This window comes from Salininema proteolyticum, assembly GCF_042685645.1.
Classification (GTDB): Bacteria; Actinomycetota; Actinomycetes; order Mycobacteriales; family Micromonosporaceae; genus Salininema; species Salininema proteolyticum.
In genome coordinates, this window is sequence record NZ_JBHUNX010000001.1 from 410,150 (window position 1) to 427,363 (window position 17,214).

Consider the following 17,214-nt stretch of genomic DNA (forward strand, 5'->3'; position numbering starts at 1 on the left):
GGCTCACCCTATCCTACCGTCGGCATCGAACTCGTTCGTCTTCCCGACGCCGGAATCCCCTTCGTCGACATTGACCGCACCAACGACCGGCCCCCATGCGGTCTCGATACTACTGACACAATCCACGCGAGCAGCTGCTCGCCTGCTGGAGCCACCACCGGGTTCAATGCTCTTCTGGTACTTCGCCTTCTTCGCCCAGATACCCGTACGACCGTCGGTGTACCACTTCTCCAGCCGCACGGTCACTACGGCCTTTTCGTTCTGGCAAGTCCCCTTCGTCCACCATCCGTGAGCAGATACGGCAATACCAGAACCAGAGCGATGAGGCCGATCAGCTCTGATCTTAGGCCGCCCAGCATTGTGGGCGGTCATTACTACTTTAGTAGATCAGAATGCCTTGTTGCTCAGAACTCGAAGCAAAACAGTCCAATATGGTGGAATATTGAGATGAGATTCGTGTTGGTGTATCTACGCGATAGTTCGGGTTGTTGTCCGGGCGGCCGGTTCGCATTGGGGGATCGGCTCCCATCGTAATCAGCATTAAGATCTAATGTGGATATGTCGAGGTGGCCCCGTAATCCGCTGTGGGCCAAGGTAGTGTTCCGCCCCCGATTCATCAACAGTGGTACTCATCACATACTCGGTGTCTTGACTTAGAACTTTCCATGCCGGAATCTATGAGTATCAGTCACGTCTGTTACATCCTACTCACAAGGAGAGTCCCCCAGGATGCATACGTACACCCTAATCTATGACTCTGAATGCCCTTCCTGTTCCAAGGTAGCTAAACATGTTCACGACCTCGGGATTGACTCGCTCGGTACTGCTTCGAGCAACGATCGCTCTCTTCGTGCGAACATCACTGAACACGGCCTCAGTCTTCCGGATAAACCAAGTCTTCTCGTGAATTCTGACAGTAAGGTGCGGATCTACACGGGTTGGCGCATGCGCCTCCAGCTCGCCAAAGTCATCGGATCGAAGCGGGCTTCCGAGCTCATTCGACTTGCCTGGGCCGAGGCGCAGGCAAGGCAGGAGCGAAAGAAGGCCGTCAACCGCAGAACTCTTTTGGGAGGAGCAGTAGCAGGAGCCGGGGCGGCCATTACCGGTGCCGCAACTGCCCAGGCTGCCCCGAACTCGGGAGCAAGTTCGGTGAGCTCATCGATTGCCGAACCGCTTGGGGCGGACGAGCTTTCCGTTCTGATCGATAAGCCCGAGGTTAGTCGATCTGCTGCCGTGTGGGGTGAAGTCAATCGTCATGATGTCGCGCGCTTCGCTGCTGATGACGGCGATCAAGTTCTCGTTATGTCCCACGGGGATGACCGGCGCTACGCCACATTTCTCAGTGAGACTGACCCGAGCGTCGGCGTTACAGTGGAGTACGTGCCGGGTGAACCCACCATCCGGTACTTCACTCCCGAGGGCGTGCCTATTGCCGAGTTCTCCACCGATGGAGAGACCGTGACGTCTTCTCAAATCGCATCTGAGAATGTCCCCGCATCCGCGCAAATAGGCGTTCAGGGTATGAAGGAGTATGCGGCCTGTCTGACGCTGTGTCTCGGCGGGAAAGTTGATGCGGGATGCATTAGCGCATGTGGTCACTGTGCCACCGGGAGTTGGATAAACTGTGGCAAATGCGGCCTATGCGCAGGTGGTTCTGGCGTGAGGTGCGCCAAGGATTGCAAAGGCTTCTGGTAGATCGTCATCGTAATCGATAGAAGGGGTCGGTATCAACAGCGGTGCCGGCCCCGTAAATCCTTTATAAGGGGAGGTGATCATGACTGCACTGTTGCTGCACGAACAGCTATGCGATAGCTCAGTCTGGATTCCAGTCGCCGAGCGGATCGATGCAGTCACACCCGACATTTCAGTAGGAAAATCATTTGGAAAAAATGAAATCTGGAATGACCACGTCGTGTCCTATTGCAATAGCAGGTTTAAAGAACAGCAATTCGATATCGTGGTTTCATTCGGCGACGCTTGTGACGCGGCCGCACAAGTCGCGGCCCAAGGGATTGCGCGCACCTGCTTGATCATGAACCCTCCGGTTCAGGACTACATGGGTACTGATGACCCTCGCGTGGAATCCGCCCTCGAGGCAGTGATGGGCAGTGAAGAGGGAGCTGAACGCCTCACCAGTCTGTTTGAATCCTTTACGGAGGACGAGTGGGGGCAACTGGCGGCCTCCAGACGGCTTTCCCCTGAACAGGCGCGGCGATTCGGCGTCGGTATTGCGCGTGCTAATCCTTCCGAGGCTGAAGAGTTCACAGCCGTGCAGATTTCCATGATTTCACGTCGACTTCAGCAGATCGATATTCTGTCAACCGATGGTGAATCGGACACACGAAGATCCGACCAATCTCCCGTTGGGAATTGCAAGCGGATCGGAAATCGAATGCATATAGCACTCGGTGAACTCAGAATCTATTCCTTGGCAGGATTTGAGCAGTGGGTTTCAGATAACCTCCCGGCTGCATCGGTCCATCGATTGCGCGGGACTGAAATGGTGGGGTCCTGGTGGAAATATCCGGATGACTATGCCTCTCTCATAGATGTTCTCAGTAGCGATGGTCCCGGCTTGGGTTTTCACGAAAGCGGGTGACCGTTCGGATATTTGAGCGGGTGGAAACTTCTCCACGACGTCTGCGCGGTATTCTCAGTCTCGAGTTTTCGATGGATGAGTTCGGAATGAAGCAACGGATCCCTCGTTGAATCGTGGTCGGTCGGATTGTCTGGGGCATGTCGCCGAACTCGGGTACACTCGCAAGCTGACCACTGGCTCTGCGATGTCGTCTTCGGCGAAGGTGCCTGTCAACTGCGATCCGGGCACGGATCGGCCGACACAGCGCATATGTGCAATTTGATGCCCACCGTGCTGAGGGGCATGTCCGGCAAGGGGACAGAGCGAAGCGGGACGACATCGCAAACCATTCCTTCGTCCCGAGGCCAGAAGGTCTCTGGGCTCTCATTCGTCTGGCCCGGTCCCGAATGATCGAAGATGTGCGCGGACGGCCCGCAGGTTGTCGGCGGATTTTCTGAGCAACTCGAGTTCTCGCCTGAGCAGCTTCTCGACCTCGTTCATGGAGCATCGGTCTACGGCGGTGAGAGGTCGATTTGACCTTGCCCACCGATCGAGTTGTTCGCGCATGAGGTCGGCGAACTTCGCCTGCTGTTCCATCAAAGACAGGAAGGCCCCGAGCGGCTCGCCCCATCGTTCTGGTCGCGGCTCACCTCCGACACCAGTCGTTTCGAGATTGTAATTGGTGTCCTGGAACAATCCCACGGCCTGCCGCGTGTTGTCTCTCGACTCCCAGATGCGGCTAAGTTCTTCTACGTCCATCAAGGTCTCCCCGTGCGTTCGAGGGGCGGAACGCACAGCTCCGCCCCAGGGATTGCGTATTACTTCTGGAGAGTCGCTTCGATCCTGGGGCGGCTTATCGCAGTGATTTCCCGGCGGAATCGAGCCGTTTCGGCACCGTAGGGCACGATGGCTCCCGCTCGTGGTCGCGACTCTTCGACAGCCGTGTACTAGACGGCCTCCTAGGGCGGCGTGAGCGGGAAGCGACTCGCACCTGCGATACTCGTTGAACCAGCCGGAGTGGTAGAACTCGTCCATCGCCATGGCGGTCTTTTGGTGGAGGGTATACGCGGATTACACGGCTTTGTGCGACAGGCACGCCGGGCATGGGTTGGCGATGTGACTGTATTTGTTTATTCGAACGCGGAGATCTCTTCGTTGCCATGCTGTTTCTACCGGTAGTTTCAGGCTCGGACACGCCGCTGGGGCTTCACGTCGAAAGCTCGCATTGGCTACAATGCCGGTCATGACTGGGATGCATAGAAGAGCAGAGACCGCTGCTGCCGAACCGGCCTTCGCCTACAAAGGTGAGACGGTGATCCGGGAGTTCGCCCCGGAATCCGTCGTGGAGATCGGCCCTCCGCTGGAGGAGATCCTTCCCCTCGACGGCCCGGAATCTCCGGAAGACGGAGATGCCTACGAGGCCCGGGACGGCTGGCGTAATCCGCTCTCGTTAGAGCCACGGCCCGAGTGAAGTTCGAGCACCGCGCCGGTGGACGTCCTCCGACCCCGGCGGCGGTGCCCGCTTCTGCTCCCCCTCTACGGAAGCGCGTCCAGATAGGCTCGATGCGCCGTGGAGAACTCGTACCCGTTGAACGCGTCCCAATTCACCGACCAGGACATCAGGCCCCTCATACCGGGATAGGTCCCGAGCGGTTGGTAACCGCCGCAGTTCACCCCCTTGATGAGGCAGTCGAGACTCTGCTGCACCGCACCGACGGACGTGAACCCGTTTCCGGCATTGTTGCTGGCGGGCAGGCCGATCGCCACCTGATCCTCGCGGAGCCCGGGAAAGAACCAGTCGGGATTGCCCTCGATCGGAAACCCGTTGAGCACCATGTCCGCCATGGCGGTATGGAAATTGACCGTCCCCATCGAGTGGTACTCGTCGTCCAGGCCGATGATCGGACCCGAGTTGTAGTGCTGGACATGGAGCATGGTCAGGTCGTCGCGAAGCGCGTGGATGACGGGAAGGTAGGCCCCGGCCCGGGGATCGGCCCCGCCCCACTCACCTCGGCCGTAGAAGGTGTAGCCCATCTGCACGAAGAACGTCTCGGGCGCCATGGTCAGGGCGAACCCGTCCCCGTAACGGCCCGTGAGGGTCTGGAGCGCGTCGATGAGGTTGGTGATCACCGGCGTCGTCGGATTGCGGAAGTCCCTGTCCCCGTCGTCGAGCGAGAGGGAGTGGCCCTCGAAGTCGATGTCGATCCCGTCCAGCCCCCAGCGGTCGACGATCCCCGAGACGGTGTCGACGAAGTTGTCCCGCGCCTGGGCCGAGGTCAACCGTACGGTGCCGTTCGCGCCGCCGATGGACAGCAGCACCTTCCGCCCCTCGGCCTGGTGGGCCTCGATGGCGGCCTGGAACTCGGCGTCGGACTCCCGCTCGGCGCACTCGGAGGCGGGGCAGCGGTCGAAGGTGACGACGCCGTTGCCGGGGCTCTCCCCGAAGGACAGGTTGACGAAGTCCCAGTCGGTGGAGACGTCGGCGAGCGGGATGTACCCGGACCCGTTGAGGAACGAGGAGTGGTGGTAGCCGACGAGCGACCGCGACCCCGGCGACCCGTCGGGCGGGGCCGGCGTGGAAACCTCGACCGGATCGCTCTGCGGCCCTTCGCCGGCGGCATTGTGCGCGGCGACCCGGTACGTGTACGCGGTCTCCGGCGTCAGCCCCGAGTCGGTGAAGACGGTGGAGGAAGAAGTGCCGACCTCGGTCCCGTCGCGGTAGACGCGATAACCGTCGACCTCTCCGGAGGGGGCGCTCCAGGACAGCGTCGCGGAGGTCGCGGTGGTGGAGTCCGACCGCAGGCCGCTCGGAGCGGCGGGCGGATTGTCGGGCACGCTTCCCGCCTCGCCGGAGAGGGCGAAGTCGTCGGCGTTGAGGGGCGGCTGGCCGTACCATCCGTGCACGTAGACGGCCACGGAGGTGGTGGAGGGCCCGGTGGTGAAGGCGACGGACAGCTTGGTCCAGGAACCGGCCGAAGCGGTCCAAGTCCTCGCCTCGTCCATGCCGTCGCCGCGGGCGCCGATATAGGCGTAGGACCCTTTGACCCAGGCGGAGAGTTCGTAGGCGGAGCCGGGCTGGACCGCGAGGCTCTGCGAGCACTCACCCGTGCCGGTGGAGGAGGGTGCCGTTTCCAGCGAGCCGCTGCCGCTGCGGGCGTCGGTGGAGACGGATCCGGTGGGGCAGGCCCAGGAGTCGAGCCCCGACTCGAAGCCGGGGTTGGAGAGGAGGTTCTCGGCGGCGTACGCGGGAAGCGGGGTGAGGAGGACGGCGATGACGGAGAGGGCCAGGATCATGGCGCGGGCGGCCGGAGACCGCCCGCGATGGCAGGTGAGCGTGGACATGGAATCCCCCAAGTGAAAGTCAGGCAACTTTCCTTAAAATTATATTGAGTAATATCAATATAATCAAGGCGGTGATCACCCGGGGGCGGATTCGCTCCGGTTCAGAGGCGGCGCTGGCGCACGGCCTCGTACAGGCAGACCGACGCGGCGGAGGCGGCGTTCAGACTGCTGGCCGAGCCGCCGATCGGGATGGAGGCCAGCCGGTCGGCGCCCTCGCGCCAGGCCTGGGACATGCCGGCGGCCTCATTGCCGACCACCAGGAGGACCGGACCGGTCAAATCCTGATGGGACAGTTCCACTTCGCCGTGCTCGTCGGTGCCGATCACGGTGGGGCGCACGGGGGAGTCGGCGGCCCAGGCGAGGATCTCGGCGGTGGACAGGTCGGCGAGCACGGGCAGCGAGAAGAGCGACCCGGTCGAGGCGCGGACGGCCTGCGGGTCGTAGGGGTCGGCGGCGTGCCCGGTGACCATGACGGCGTCGGCCCCGAAGGCGTCCGCCGAGCGCACCACCGAACCCAGGTTGCCGGGGCTGGAGGGCCGGTCGAAGACCACCCCGAGGAAGTCCTCGTGGGTGGAGAGCGAGTCGAGCCCGGGCCGGCGCTGCGAGACGACGGCGATGAGCTCGGGAGGCCCGTCGTCCTTCTCTCCGAGGTCGGCCATCAGGTCGGGGGTGAGGAGGTAGGTGTCGCAGCCGGCGGCGTCGATCGTGTCCCGCGCCCACGAGGAGAGGTCGCGGTCGATGTCGACCAGGATCGCGTCGAACGCCCACCCGTGCTCGAGGGCCAGGTTGATGGGGCGGACGCCCTGCACGAGGAAGAGCCCGGCGCGCGTCCTCTTGCGGCGGTTGCGCAGCAGGGTCTCCCACTGCTGCCACGCGGCGTTGCGCACGCTGATCCTCTGCGAATGTCCCACTCTGACCCCCTAGGTCGACGGCAATTTCGTCAGGATACCGCCGCGAGGCGGAGCGGGGCCGGAGATGTCCGCCCGGCAGGGCCCAGGACACCGCCCGGCCGCGGCGGGGACGGGAGTGAGATCAGCCGATCGGCTCGGGCTGGGCCACGTGCTCGAACAGCTCCTCGGGGGAGGAGTCGGCGACCCAGATCCGCCGGTAGAGGCGCAGGAGCTCGGGCGAGGGCGCGAGACCCTTCGCGTCCTGCAGGCGCTGTTTGAAGCGCACGTACACCAGCTCCGCCTCGAGCGGCTGGTTGGACTGGACGAGCGCCAGCATGAGCAGGGTGTGGAGGCGCTCCTGGAAGGGGTGGTCGCGGGCCAGGTCGCTCAGCTCGTCGCGGGCGTCGCGGCCCCTACCGAGCATGACCAGCAGGGTCAGCTTGTTCTCGAGGATCAGCTCGCGCTGCCGGCGCCAGTGGCCGCGCAGTCGGCGGGCGAAGGGGACGTCGGTGTTGAGCGCGATCCCCACCCGCGACAGCTCCAGGGCGCGGGTCGACAGGCGCAGCGCGATGTGCCGCGAAGCGGCCGCGGCGGCCCAGCGGGCCAGCTGCGAGACGCGGTAGTAGTCGACGGCGGTGTCCTCCGGCAGTTCGAGCACGTAGCCGCCGTGGAAGGAGATGACGATGCCCGTGTGGGCCAGGGACTTGCGAATCGCGGTGATCAGGTTGCGCACGTACTGGCGGCAGGCCTTGGGAGGTTCGTCGCCCCAGAGTCCGGCGACGATGTCGGCCGAAGGGAGCGGCTTGTCGCCGCTGAGGACGAGCATGGCCAGCAGCGCGCGGTGCTGGGGGCCGCCGATGAACTGCGGATTGCCGTGGAAGTCCAGGCGGACGTCGCCGAAGAGCTGCAAAGACAGCGCCCTTTCGGGGGCGGGGTTCCTCTCAAGGTTCATGGCGAGCTCCGGAGTTGAAATGGGACGGGCACCGGGCGGTAATCGCCATCCTAGCAGCTGGGAGAGGGTGAGGCATCGTACGTTCGGCCCTAATGCGGGGTCGGGCGCCGAACGGGCCGGAGTGTTGCCGGGGCTGTGACCAGTGCGGGAGGAGCGGCCCAGGGCCGCCCCTCACCGGTGGTCGAGGGCCAGTTTGGCGCCGAAGCCTATCAGCGCGACACCGGTCACGCGGTCGGTGACGCGCCGTACTTTGGGCGCCCGCATCCACTTGGCGGCGAAGGCCGTCGCGAGGATGATGAGGCCCAGCCAGAGGATGCCGATGACGTCGTGGACGAGCGCCAGCAGCAGGCCCATGGCCAGGGGGTTCGTCCCGTCCGGAATGAACTGCGGGATCGCGGCGAGGTAGAAGACGCCGATCTTGGGATTGAGGATGTTCGTCAGCAGGCCCGTCCCGAAGGCCCGCCACGAGCTCTCCGCCAGGGGCGGGGCGTCGGCGTCTCCGAGTTCCCTGGAGAAGCTCTGCTTGATGAACTTCGCGCCGAGGAAAACGAGGTAGGCCGCTCCGGCGAAGGTCATGGCGCGGTAGGCCGTCTGCGAGGCGGCCAGCAGGGCCGAGGCCCCGACGGCCGCCGCGGCGCCCCACACCAGGCAGCCGACCTGGATGCCCAGGGCCGCCGAGAACGCGAAGCGGCTGCCCTTGGAGACGGCCGAGCGGAGGACCAGGGCGGTGTCGACGCCGGGCATGATCGTGATCAGCCCGGCGACGAGCGCGAACGAGACCAGCGCGGTCGCCATGCTCACTTCGCCAGTTTGGCGAGCAGCTCGTCGTTCGAGGGCTCCACCAGGTGGGAGCCGTCGGGGAACACCACGACCGGGATGTTGGTCCGGCCGCTGATGGACCGCGCCTCGTCGGCCGCCTCGGGGACGGCCTCCAGGTCGATGTACTCGTAGTCGACGCCCTCGCCGTCGAGCAGCTTCTTAGCGCGGCGGCAGTCGCCGCACCACTGCGCGCCGAACATGCGGATTCCCGATGCCATGTCAGTTCCTTTCTCTAGCCGATACCAGAATATGCCGCGGATCCGGCATCGTCATCCGGCGGAGCTCCGCAGCCGGTCGCGGGACTTGGCGCCGAGAAGGAGGGCCGGACCCATGGCGACGTTGGTCGCCGACAGGTAAAACAGGGCGAACAGGGTGTCCGGGCCGACCATGACGGCGGGATCGGCCGTCGACGGGAGACCCGGTCATTCCACGGGCGGTCATGAGGGCCCTTCGCTCACTGGCCGGGACGCCGCACCCAGTCGCGCGAGCGCGAGCCGATCGTGAGGAAGAACGCCAGGAGCATGGTGAGCACGACCGCGCCCGCCAGTCCGGCGCTCAGGTAGAGGGCGTTCTCGTCGACGCCCGGCGCGGGGCCGACCGTCTGGAGGGCGTCCACAATGCTGTAGAGCTCCCAACCGAACACGCCCACGGCGGGGAGGGCGAGGATGAGCAGAAACGTTCTTCCCCAGCTCTTCGAGGCAGAGAGGCCGAAAACGGCCAGGAGGCAGAGCAGGCCGAGCGCCGCCATGCCGATGTAACGGTAGGCGAACTCCGGCGCCACTTCCAGCAGGAACTCCAACGCCTTCGGGATACCGCCGGGGTACTCGCTGTAATCCATCGAGTAGCGCACGATGGCGGCGATCATGGCGATCACGCCGATCCACGCCATGATCACCCCCGCTGTGAAGGAACCGGGCTTGCTCACCGGACCCGGCTGCATCCCGCCGTAACCGGGCTGGAACGCGCCATAGGGGCCGGGCTGCTGCTGCGGAGCGTGGTACTGGGGCTGCGGAGGATAGGACACTGGAACACACCTCGTAGAGAACTCGACTGTCGGGGGACTCCCGACAGTCTACGGCCCCATGGCAAGCACGGCGGAAAGGCGTAACCGCACCGGACGGCCGCGCAGGTTCCGCAGCATACGGGCGTCGGCGAACCCCACCTCCCGCGCCGCCGCCTCGACGGTGGACCCGGCGGCGATCAACTGCTCCGCCCGCTCCACCCGCAGAGACTGCTGATACCGCAACGGAGTCAGCCCGGTGGCCCTCTCGAACCTCCGCGTCAGCGTCCGCTCGCTGACGTGCGCCCCGTCCGCCAACTCCTTGAGCGGCAGGGTCTCGCCGAACCGCCGGTCGATCTCGTCCTGCACGCGGTGGACGACCTCCGAGACGTGGTTGCGGTGCCGCAGAAGGGCGCTCTCCTGCAGGGCGTCGCCGTTGCGGCGCGCGTAGACGACCATCGACCGGGCCACGCGCGCCGACCACGCCGGTCCGTGCCGCTGCGTGAGGAGGTACAGCGCCAGGTCGATCCCGGAGGCGATGCCCGCCGACGTCACCACGCGGTCGTCGTCGGTGTAGAGGACGTCCGGGACGACCCGCGCTCGCGGGAAGCGGCGCTGCAGGCGTTCCTGGAGCTCGTGGTGGGTGGTGCAGGACCGCCCGTTGAGCAGTCCGGCCTGTCCCAGGGCGAAGGCGCCGGAGCAGACGCTGCCGACCGTGCCGCCTCTCGCGTGGTGCTCGGCGAGCGGGGCGGTCGCCCGCGGCGACAGCGCGGTGCGGACCGGCCGGTCCGCCGGGCTGCGCCACCCGGGCACGAGGGCCAGGTCGCCGACCGTCAGGTCCGGCCATTCCGTCTCGGCCCGCAGTGCGACGCCCTGCGGCGTGGTGACGGTGTCCTCTTCGGCCGTGTAGCGGATCGTGTAACCGAGCCCCAGGTCGGCCGCGGTGGAGAAGACCTGGGCCGGCCCGGCGAGGTCCAGCAGGTGGACGCGCGGGGCGAGGAGGAAGGCGACGGTCGGCACGATCCGGTCACTCCTTACGGGACGATCTGCGAGACGGTTCTGATGGTAGCGAACCGGCCTTCGAGCGCGAACCGGGTCCGCTCCTTGACGTCCTCGGCCGCGAGGCGGGAGCCGTCGGAGAGTTCGATGTCGTTGGTGGCGGTGGCGTCGATCGCGAAGGTCACCGCGTAGCCGAGGTCCGAGGCCAGGCGGGCGGTGGTCTCGCAGCACTGCTCGGTGCGGATGCCGGACACGGTGAGGGAGGTGACGCCGCCCCGGGTGAGCATCGGGGAGAGGTTCGTGGTGGTGAAGGCGTTGTGGCTGGTCTTGGTCAGCACCGGTTCCCCGTCGGCGGGGTCGAGCCCCTCGAGGGTGCGGACGAAGCCGTTCTCGGGGTCGAAGGCGTTGCCGGTGCCGGGTTCGGTGTGGAGGATCCAGAAGACCGGGTCGCCCTCGGCGCGGGCGTGCTCGACGAGGCGGCCGATGTTCTCCGCGATGGGGACTCGGGCGATCTGCCTCCAGCTGTCGCGCTGCCGGAAGGACTCTTGGGCGTCGATGACGAGTAGTGCGTTGCTCATGGGTTCCAGGCTAGGGAGGGCGGCGGCCGAAGGGCAGGCCCGCACTGGTCGGCGGGCGGAACGATCCGGTCACCGTGCACAGGGGATGTCGCCGGGTTCGCGGATAATGGGAGGCATGTTCTCCCAGATGGCGCAGCGAGAAGTGAACCGGCGGGGCGCCCGCGCGATCCTCATGGACCCCGAGGACCGGGTGCTTCACATAGGCGGGATCTACCCCAGGGAGCGGCGCCTGGGTTGGAGCCCGCCGGGCGGAGGCCTGGACGAGGGCGAGGAGCCGGTGGACGCGGTCGTCCGCGAGGTCTACGAGGAGACGGGGCTGCGGACCGACCGCGGGTCGCTCGTCGGCCCGGTGGCGGTGGACGTCTACGTCAACGACTCGCCCGAACGGCCCTTCGCCCAGGAGAACACGTACTTCTTCCAGCGGGTCGAGCGCTTCGACCCGGTCGTGGCCCAGGGCGACGACTACGAGCTGGACATGCGCCACGTCTGGATACCCGTGGAGGAGCTGCGGACCCGCGAGGGCACCCGATACACGCGGGAGACGGCCGAACTGGTCAAGCGTCTGGCCACCGGCGACATCCCGGACCGGCCGGTGTTCTGCGGCTTCAACACCCCCGACAACTGGGTCTGAGCGGAGACGCGAGAACGGCGCCCGGCCCCCCGGACGGGAAAAGGGCTCGGGCGCCGCTCCCGCTATGGGAAGGACTCAGGGGACTAGAACGCCGCCAGGATGGCGCCGTCGTACTCCTCCTCGATGAACTTCTTCACCTTGTCGGACTGGAGCAGCTTGACCAGCTGGACGACCTTCTCGTCGTCCTCGTTCTCCGGCGTGGTCGCGACCAGGTTGGCGTACGGGTTGCCCTGGGAGGGCTCGATCAGCAGCGCGTCCTCCTCCGGGGCGAGGTCGGCCTCGAGGGCGTAGTTGGTGTTGATGACCGCGGCGTCGGCGTCGTCCAGGGAGCGCGGCAGCTGCGCGGCCTCCAGGGGCTTGATGTCGAGGTCCTTCGGGTTGTCGGCGATGTCCTCGACGGTGGCGGCGTCCTCGTCGACGCCCTCCTCCAGGGCGATGATCCCGTTGTCGGCCAGCAGCTGCAGGGCGCGGGCGCCGTTGGTGGCGTCGCCGGGGATGGCGACCTGCGCGCCGTCGGCCAGGTCGTCGGCGGAACCGAGCTGCTTGGAGTAGAGGCCGAGCGGCTCGACGTGCACGTCGCCGACCCCGACGAGGTCGGTGCCGTTCTCGGCGTTGTAGTTGTCGAGGTAGGGCTGGTGCTGGAAGTAGTTCGCGTCGACCTCGCCGTCGGTGGTGGCGACGTTGGGCTGCACGTAGTCGCTGAACTCGAGGATCTCGATCTCGAGGCCGGCGTCGTCGGCCAGCTCGTCCTTGACGTACTGGAGGATCTCGGCGTGCGGAGTGGGGCTCGCGGCGACTCGGAGGACGTCCTCGTCGTTGCCCGATCCGCAGGCGGTGAGGCCGGCGGCGAGGACGGGGACGGCGGTCAGCGCTGCCAGGGAGCGGCGGTTGGTGCGGTTCGGCATGGGTCTGTCTCCTGTTTTCGGGTAGGCGGTGCCACAGTGGTGTGCTTTTAGGATTTCGGACTTGAGGTTAGCGGCGGTCGAGCGTCTTCGCGGCCCGATCGCCGGCGAACTGTATGAGCTGGACTCCGATCACGAGGATCACCAGCGGAAGGATCATGTACTCGGTCTGGAACCTCTGGTATCCGTAGCGGAAGGCGAGGTCGCCAAGTCCGCCGCCGCCGATGGTCCCGGCCATCGCCGAGTAGGCGATGATCGTGACGACGGTGACGGTGAATCCGCGGATCAGTCCGGGGGTGGCCTCGGGGAGGATCACCCGGTGGACGAGTCCGAGGGTGGTGGAGCCCATCGAGCGGGCCGCCTCGGTGAGCCCCGGCGGGACTTCGAGGAGGGAGTTCTCGACGATGCGGGCGAAGAAGGGGATGGCCGCGACCGAGAGGGGCACGATGGCGGCGGCGGTGCCGATCGTGGTGCCGGCCAGGATCCTGGTCAGCGGGACGATGGCGACCATGAGGATGACGAACGGGGCCGAGCGCCCGATGTTGACGACCGTCCCCAGCGGCAGGTTGACCGCCTTGTTGGGGCGCGGGCCGGAGGAGGACGTCAGGTAGAGGACGACTCCGAGGGCGATGCCGCCCAGGAGGGTCCACAGGGAGGCGACGGCGCTCATCTGGAGTGTCTCGAGGGTGGCCTCCCAGAGCTTCGGCCAGGCTTCGACGATGGTGTCCCACATGGTCAGCGCACCTCCTCGGCGGCCGTGCCGGCGAGGACGGAGGCGTCGGCCCCGCCCTTGCCGCCCAGGAGCCGCTCCGCGGCTCTCCGCGCGCCCGATCCGAGGCGCGAACCGGGGTCGGCGAGGAGGTCGGCGACGCGCCCGGTCTCCACGACCCGGCCGGTCTCCATGACGGCGGCCCGGTGGCAGATCTGGGCGATGACCTCCAACTCGTGCGTGATGAGCACGATGGTCAGGCCGAGGTCCTCGTTGAGCCCCTGGAGGAGCGTGAGGATCTCGTCGGTCGTCTCGGCGTCGAGGGCGCTGGTGGCCTCGTCGGACAGGAGGATCTCCGGCTCGGTGGCCAGGGCGCGGGCGATCGCCAGGCGCTGGCGCTGCCCGCCGGACAGTTGTCCGGGGTAGGCCTTCGCCTTGTCCGACAGCCCGACGCGCTCCAGCAGTTCGAGCGCGCGCTCCCGCTCCGTGGCGCGGGCTCTCCGGCTGAGGATCAGCGTGTTCTCCAGCCGCAGCGGCAGCGACACATTGGACAGAGCCGTGCGGTTGGAGAGCAGGTTGAAGTGCTGGAAGATCATGGCGCTCTTGCGGCGCTGCTCGCGCAGCGCCCGGCCGGAGAGGCCCGCCAGGTCGGTGCCGTCCACGGAGACGACGCCCTCGTCGGGGTCGGCCAGGCGGTTGAGCAGGCGCAGGAGGGTGGACTTCCCGGCGCCGGAGCGGCCCAGGATGCCGAAGACCTCGCCGCGTTCGACGGTGAGGTCGACGCCGTCGAGGGCGGTCACCTCGCCGAAGCGCTTGGAGACGTTGTTGAGAGTGATCATGGTTCCCTGCGGGTGTTCGGGTCCGGAGGCCTCGGGTCAGGAATCTGAGCAGAGGAGGCCTGGCGCTCGAAAGAGCTTCGGACGGACGTCATGCCGCTTCGGGGCGCGGCGGGAGAGAGACTCGGGCCCTCAGAGGAACATTCGCATGCAGCACGACATGCCGGCGCCGCGGCCGGTCATCATGTTCATGTGCTGTGCGTTCATCGCGTCCAATGGAACCAGGCGGCGCCTCGGGCCGCCAACGGTTTGAGTCCTATCCCACAGCGATCGGCGTGCTATCCGGCCGTATGGGCGTGTTCGGGGCGAATGCGCCGGATCCGGAGTGGACGCGCCGTGTCGTCGCGGCGGCGCCGAGTCCGTGTCCTGCGCTACGGTTACCCACATGGTTGATTCGCGCCCAGTAGAGGCCTTCTCGCTGCCCGGTGGACTCAGAGTCGTCCTGGCCCCCGACCCCTCGGCGGCGGTGGCCGCCGTCGCCGTCGTCTACGACGTCGGCATGAGGTCGGAGCCCGAAGGGCGCACCGGCTTCGCCCACCTCTTCGAGCACATGATGTTCCAGGGGTCGGCCAACGTCGGCAAGGCCGAGCACATGCAGCTGGTGCAGGCCAGCGGCGGGCAGTTCAACGGATCGACCCACATCGACTACACCGACTATTACAACGTCGTCCCCTCCAACGCCCTGGAGCGGATCCTCTTCCTGGAGGCCGACCGCATGGCCGGGCCCGCCGTCACCCGGGAGAACCTCGACAACCAGGTCTCGGTCGTCAAGGAGGAGATCCGCGTCCGCGTCCAGAACCAGCCCTACGGCGGCTACCCCTGGACCAAGCTCCCGCAGGTCATGTTCGAGACCTTCCCCAACGCCCACGACGGCATCGGCTCCTTCGCCGACCTTGAGGCGGCCACGGTCGGCGACGCGCAGTCGTTCTTCGACACCTACTACACGCCCTCCAACGCCGTCCTCACCGTCGTGGGCGACTTCGCGCCCGCACAGGCCAAGGAGTGGATCGAGAAGTACTTCGGCCCCATCGCCGCCCGACCGCACCCGGTCCTGCCCGACCTGGCCGAGCCCGACGCGGCCGGCGGACGCTGGGAGACCGTCGACGACGAGCTCGCGCCCCTGCCGGCCTTCACCGCCGCCTGGCGCGTCCCCGACCCGCAGCGGGACCTGACCCGGTACCTCGCCAACGTCGTCCTCACCGACCTCCTCGCCGACGGCGACGCCTCCCGGCTCGTCCAGCGCCTCGTCCACCGCGACCAGAAGGCCACCTCCATCGGCTCCTACGTCTCGGTCATGGGCGAGCCCTTCGCCACCCGCGGCCCCGCGCCGCTCCAGGTCATCGGCTACCTGCCGCCCGGCACCGAAGTCGCCGAGGTCGTCGACACCGTCGACGCCGAGATCAAGGACGCCGCCGAGACCGTGACCGACGAGGAGATCGCCCGGGTCACCACCAAGGCGAAGGCCCGGTTCCTCCGGGCCGCCGACGCGCCCCTGTCCCGCGCCCGCCACTACGCCACGGCCCACACCTTCCACGGCAGCGCCGAGTTCATCCACCGCCTGCCCGACCTGCTCGCGCGGACCACCCGCGACGACGTGGCCGAGGCCGCCGCCGCGCTGACCGCCGACCGACGCACCGTACTCGAACTCATTCCCGGAGGGGCACAGTAAGATGACCGCCATCCCCGCCTTGGGGCCCGAGACCGCACTACCGCTCTCCGTCCCCGTCGAGACCACACTGGACAACGGCCTCCGCGTCACCGTCTATCCGCACTCCGCCACCGGCCTCGTTGACGCCGGACTGCGCTTCAACGGAGCCGGCGCCCCCATGGCCGCCGCCGACCTGCTCGCCTCCACCGCCCTCACCGGCACCGCCGACCTCGACCAAGAGGCCATCGCCGCCCGCCTCCAGGGCATGGGCGGAAGCCTCGGGGTCGGATCCAGCGCCGACCACCTCACCCTGCGCGGCAGCGCGCTCTCCGAGAACACCGCCGGCCTCTTCGACACCATGGCCGACATCCTCACCGGAGCCCGCTACCCGGAACACGAGTTCGACACCGAACAGAAACGCCTGGTCGACTCCCTCTCCGTCGCCGAGAAGGAAGCCTCCTACGTCGTCGGCAGGGAACTCAACGCCCGCCTCTGGCCCGACCACCCCTACGGCCACCAGGACCCGACCAGCGCCGAAGTCGAAGCCGTCACCCAGGCCGACGTCGCCGCGCTCCACCGCGACCGGCTCGGACCCGACGGCGCCGAATTCATCCTCGTCGCCGACACCGACCCCGACGTCCTCCTCAGCCAGGTCAAGGCGATCTTCGGCGAATGGGACGGCGGACGGGCCTTCCCGCCCAACGCCGCCCTGCCCGCCTGGCAGAAGAAGCCGCTCCTGCTGCGCCACCGCGACAACTCCGTCCAGTCGGCCATCCGCGTCGCCGCGCCCGCCGTCGGACGCACCCACCCCGACAACGCCGCCCAGCAGCTGGCCAACCTCGTCTACGGCGGATACTTCTCCTCCCGCCTGGTCGCCAACCTCCGCGAAGAGAAGGGCTACGGCTACTCGCCGCGCTCCTCCGTCCACCACCGGCCCGCCGGATCGGTGCAGGTCAGCTACGTCGACGTCGCCAACGACGTCACCGCGCCAGCCCTGGAGGAGACCTACCGGGAACTCGACGGCCTCACCGCGAACCCGCCGACCCGCGACGAACTCGACCAGGCGCGCAACTACGCGCTCGGCAGCCTCCGCCTCGCCCTCGCCTCCCAGGGCGGACTCGCCGGATACGCCACCACCCTGGCCGCCGACGGACTTCCGCTCTCCTGGATCGGCGAGCACGCCGAGAACCTCCAGCGGGTCACCGTCGACGACGTCGTCCGCGTCGCCGGCGAAAGGCTCTCCTCCGCACAGTCCGTCACCGTGGTCCTCGGCGACCGCGACGCCACCGCCGCCGGACTCGCCGACCTCGGCGAGATCGAGGAGGCCTAG

The 17,214-nt window shown here is 66.9% G+C and carries 19 protein-coding genes; 6 read left to right on the top strand and 13 right to left on the bottom strand.

Annotated features, from left to right (window positions below; genetic code table 11):
* Positions 1-3: 3 nt before the first annotated feature.
* Positions 4-246, bottom strand: coding sequence for a hypothetical protein (locus tag ACFTE1_RS01860; protein ID WP_380620327.1), 243 nt, complete (start codon positions 244-246; stop codon positions 4-6).
* 483 nt (positions 247-729) lie between these two features.
* On the opposite strand from ACFTE1_RS01860, the gene ACFTE1_RS01865 reads away from it, so the two are divergent.
* A complete protein-coding gene (locus tag ACFTE1_RS01865; protein ID WP_380620330.1) occupies positions 730-1,695 on the top strand; it encodes a hypothetical protein in 966 nt (321 codons plus the stop codon).
* Positions 1,696-1,774: 79 nt separating this feature from the next.
* The gene (locus ACFTE1_RS01870; protein ID WP_380620332.1) at positions 1,775-2,599 is read left to right on the top strand and encodes a hypothetical protein; all 825 of its coding nucleotides are present in this window, start codon (positions 1,775-1,777) and stop codon (positions 2,597-2,599) included.
* A 363-nt stretch (positions 2,600-2,962) separates the two neighbouring features.
* Here the strand turns inward: ACFTE1_RS01870 and ACFTE1_RS01875 are convergent, their stop codons facing one another.
* Positions 2,963-3,337, bottom strand: a complete 375-nt coding sequence (locus tag ACFTE1_RS01875; protein ID WP_380620334.1) for a hypothetical protein — start codon at positions 3,335-3,337, stop codon at positions 2,963-2,965.
* Positions 3,338-3,821: 484 nt separating this feature from the next.
* Between ACFTE1_RS01875 and ACFTE1_RS01880 the strand changes: the two genes are divergently transcribed.
* A complete protein-coding gene (locus ACFTE1_RS01880) occupies positions 3,822-4,049 on the top strand; it encodes a hypothetical protein (protein WP_380620335.1) in 228 nt (75 codons plus the stop codon).
* A 65-nt stretch (positions 4,050-4,114) separates the two neighbouring features.
* Here ACFTE1_RS01880 and ACFTE1_RS01885 read toward each other — a convergent pair whose 3' ends face one another.
* The 8 genes from ACFTE1_RS01885 to ACFTE1_RS01920 all read right to left on the bottom strand — a co-directional run bounded on the left by ACFTE1_RS01885 (position 4,115) and on the right by ACFTE1_RS01920 (position 11,158).
* Positions 4,115-5,920, bottom strand: a complete 1,806-nt coding sequence (locus ACFTE1_RS01885) for a chitinase (protein ID WP_380620338.1) — start codon at positions 5,918-5,920, stop codon at positions 4,115-4,117.
* A 101-nt stretch (positions 5,921-6,021) separates the two neighbouring features.
* Positions 6,022-6,831, bottom strand: coding sequence for a TrmH family RNA methyltransferase (locus tag ACFTE1_RS01890; protein ID WP_380620340.1), 810 nt, complete (start codon positions 6,829-6,831; stop codon positions 6,022-6,024).
* A 121-nt stretch (positions 6,832-6,952) separates the two neighbouring features.
* Complete coding sequence (locus ACFTE1_RS01895) at positions 6,953-7,762, bottom strand: AfsR/SARP family transcriptional regulator (RefSeq protein WP_380620342.1); 810 nt, start codon at positions 7,760-7,762, stop codon at positions 6,953-6,955.
* A gap of 171 nt (positions 7,763-7,933) precedes the next feature.
* Complete coding sequence (locus ACFTE1_RS01900) at positions 7,934-8,557, bottom strand: LysE family translocator (protein WP_380620507.1); 624 nt, start codon at positions 8,555-8,557, stop codon at positions 7,934-7,936.
* 2 nt (positions 8,558-8,559) lie between these two features.
* Positions 8,560-8,799, bottom strand: a complete 240-nt coding sequence (locus tag ACFTE1_RS01905; RefSeq protein ID WP_380620345.1) for a glutaredoxin family protein — start codon at positions 8,797-8,799, stop codon at positions 8,560-8,562.
* A 236-nt stretch (positions 8,800-9,035) separates the two neighbouring features.
* The gene (locus ACFTE1_RS01910) at positions 9,036-9,605 is read right to left on the bottom strand and encodes a hypothetical protein (RefSeq protein ID WP_380620348.1); all 570 of its coding nucleotides are present in this window, start codon (positions 9,603-9,605) and stop codon (positions 9,036-9,038) included.
* A 48-nt stretch (positions 9,606-9,653) separates the two neighbouring features.
* Complete coding sequence (locus tag ACFTE1_RS01915; protein WP_380620350.1) at positions 9,654-10,601, bottom strand: GlxA family transcriptional regulator; 948 nt, start codon at positions 10,599-10,601, stop codon at positions 9,654-9,656.
* A gap of 14 nt (positions 10,602-10,615) precedes the next feature.
* On the bottom strand, positions 10,616-11,158 hold the full coding sequence (locus ACFTE1_RS01920; RefSeq protein WP_380620352.1) for a cysteine hydrolase family protein: 543 nt from the start codon (positions 11,156-11,158) through the stop codon (positions 10,616-10,618).
* Positions 11,159-11,273: 115 nt separating this feature from the next.
* On the opposite strand from ACFTE1_RS01920, the gene ACFTE1_RS01925 reads away from it, so the two are divergent.
* Positions 11,274-11,789 carry an NUDIX domain-containing protein gene (locus ACFTE1_RS01925; protein WP_380620354.1) on the top strand — a complete coding sequence of 172 codons (516 nt, stop codon included), beginning with the start codon at positions 11,274-11,276 and terminating at the stop codon, positions 11,787-11,789.
* Between the two features lie 83 nt (positions 11,790-11,872).
* On the opposite strand, the gene ACFTE1_RS01930 is transcribed toward ACFTE1_RS01925, so the two are convergent.
* The 3 genes from ACFTE1_RS01930 to ACFTE1_RS01940 form a co-directional block, all read right to left on the bottom strand.
* Positions 11,873-12,694 (bottom strand): MetQ/NlpA family ABC transporter substrate-binding protein, encoded by an 822-nt coding sequence (locus ACFTE1_RS01930; RefSeq protein WP_380620357.1) that lies wholly within the window; start codon positions 12,692-12,694, stop codon positions 11,873-11,875.
* A 67-nt stretch (positions 12,695-12,761) separates the two neighbouring features.
* On the bottom strand, positions 12,762-13,424 hold the full coding sequence (locus tag ACFTE1_RS01935) for a methionine ABC transporter permease (protein WP_380620360.1): 663 nt from the start codon (positions 13,422-13,424) through the stop codon (positions 12,762-12,764).
* Between the two features lie 2 nt (positions 13,425-13,426).
* Positions 13,427-14,239 carry a methionine ABC transporter ATP-binding protein gene (locus tag ACFTE1_RS01940; protein WP_380620362.1) on the bottom strand — a complete coding sequence of 271 codons (813 nt, stop codon included), beginning with the start codon at positions 14,237-14,239 and terminating at the stop codon, positions 13,427-13,429.
* 382 nt (positions 14,240-14,621) lie between these two features.
* Here ACFTE1_RS01940 and ACFTE1_RS01945 point away from each other — a divergent pair, with 382 nt between their 5' ends.
* Together ACFTE1_RS01945 and ACFTE1_RS01950 are read left to right on the top strand one after the other, a co-directional pair.
* Positions 14,622-15,905, top strand: coding sequence for a M16 family metallopeptidase (locus tag ACFTE1_RS01945; RefSeq protein WP_380620367.1), 1,284 nt, complete (start codon positions 14,622-14,624; stop codon positions 15,903-15,905).
* 1 nt (position 15,906) lies between these two features.
* The gene (locus tag ACFTE1_RS01950) at positions 15,907-17,214 is read left to right on the top strand and encodes a M16 family metallopeptidase (protein ID WP_380620372.1); all 1,308 of its coding nucleotides are present in this window, start codon (positions 15,907-15,909) and stop codon (positions 17,212-17,214) included.

Bases quoted from the DNA above. Each gene is read 5' to 3' on its own strand.
- ACFTE1_RS01865 (WP_380620330.1), top strand. From the start codon at position 730: ATGCATACGTACACCCTAATCTATGACTCTGAATGCCCTTCCTGTTCC.
- ACFTE1_RS01870 (WP_380620332.1), top strand. From the start codon at position 1,775: ATGACTGCACTGTTGCTGCACGAACAGCTATGCGATAGCTCAGTCTGG.
- ACFTE1_RS01875 (WP_380620334.1), bottom strand. From the start codon at position 3,337: ATGGACGTAGAAGAACTTAGCCGCATCTGGGAGTCGAGAGACAACACG.
- ACFTE1_RS01880 (WP_380620335.1), top strand. From the start codon at position 3,822: ATGACTGGGATGCATAGAAGAGCAGAGACCGCTGCTGCCGAACCGGCC.
- ACFTE1_RS01885 (WP_380620338.1), bottom strand. From the start codon at position 5,920: ATGTCCACGCTCACCTGCCATCGCGGGCGGTCTCCGGCCGCCCGCGCC.
- ACFTE1_RS01895 (WP_380620342.1), bottom strand. From the start codon at position 7,762: ATGAACCTTGAGAGGAACCCCGCCCCCGAAAGGGCGCTGTCTTTGCAG.
- ACFTE1_RS01900 (WP_380620507.1), bottom strand. From the start codon at position 8,557: ATGGCGACCGCGCTGGTCTCGTTCGCGCTCGTCGCCGGGCTGATCACG.
- ACFTE1_RS01905 (WP_380620345.1), bottom strand. From the start codon at position 8,799: ATGGCATCGGGAATCCGCATGTTCGGCGCGCAGTGGTGCGGCGACTGC.
- ACFTE1_RS01920 (WP_380620352.1), bottom strand. From the start codon at position 11,158: ATGAGCAACGCACTACTCGTCATCGACGCCCAAGAGTCCTTCCGGCAG.
- ACFTE1_RS01925 (WP_380620354.1), top strand. From the start codon at position 11,274: ATGTTCTCCCAGATGGCGCAGCGAGAAGTGAACCGGCGGGGCGCCCGC.
- ACFTE1_RS01930 (WP_380620357.1), bottom strand. From the start codon at position 12,694: ATGCCGAACCGCACCAACCGCCGCTCCCTGGCAGCGCTGACCGCCGTC.
- ACFTE1_RS01935 (WP_380620360.1), bottom strand. From the start codon at position 13,424: ATGTGGGACACCATCGTCGAAGCCTGGCCGAAGCTCTGGGAGGCCACC.
- ACFTE1_RS01940 (WP_380620362.1), bottom strand. From the start codon at position 14,239: ATGATCACTCTCAACAACGTCTCCAAGCGCTTCGGCGAGGTGACCGCC.
- ACFTE1_RS01945 (WP_380620367.1), top strand. From the start codon at position 14,622: ATGGTTGATTCGCGCCCAGTAGAGGCCTTCTCGCTGCCCGGTGGACTC.
- ACFTE1_RS01950 (WP_380620372.1), top strand. From the start codon at position 15,907: ATGACCGCCATCCCCGCCTTGGGGCCCGAGACCGCACTACCGCTCTCC.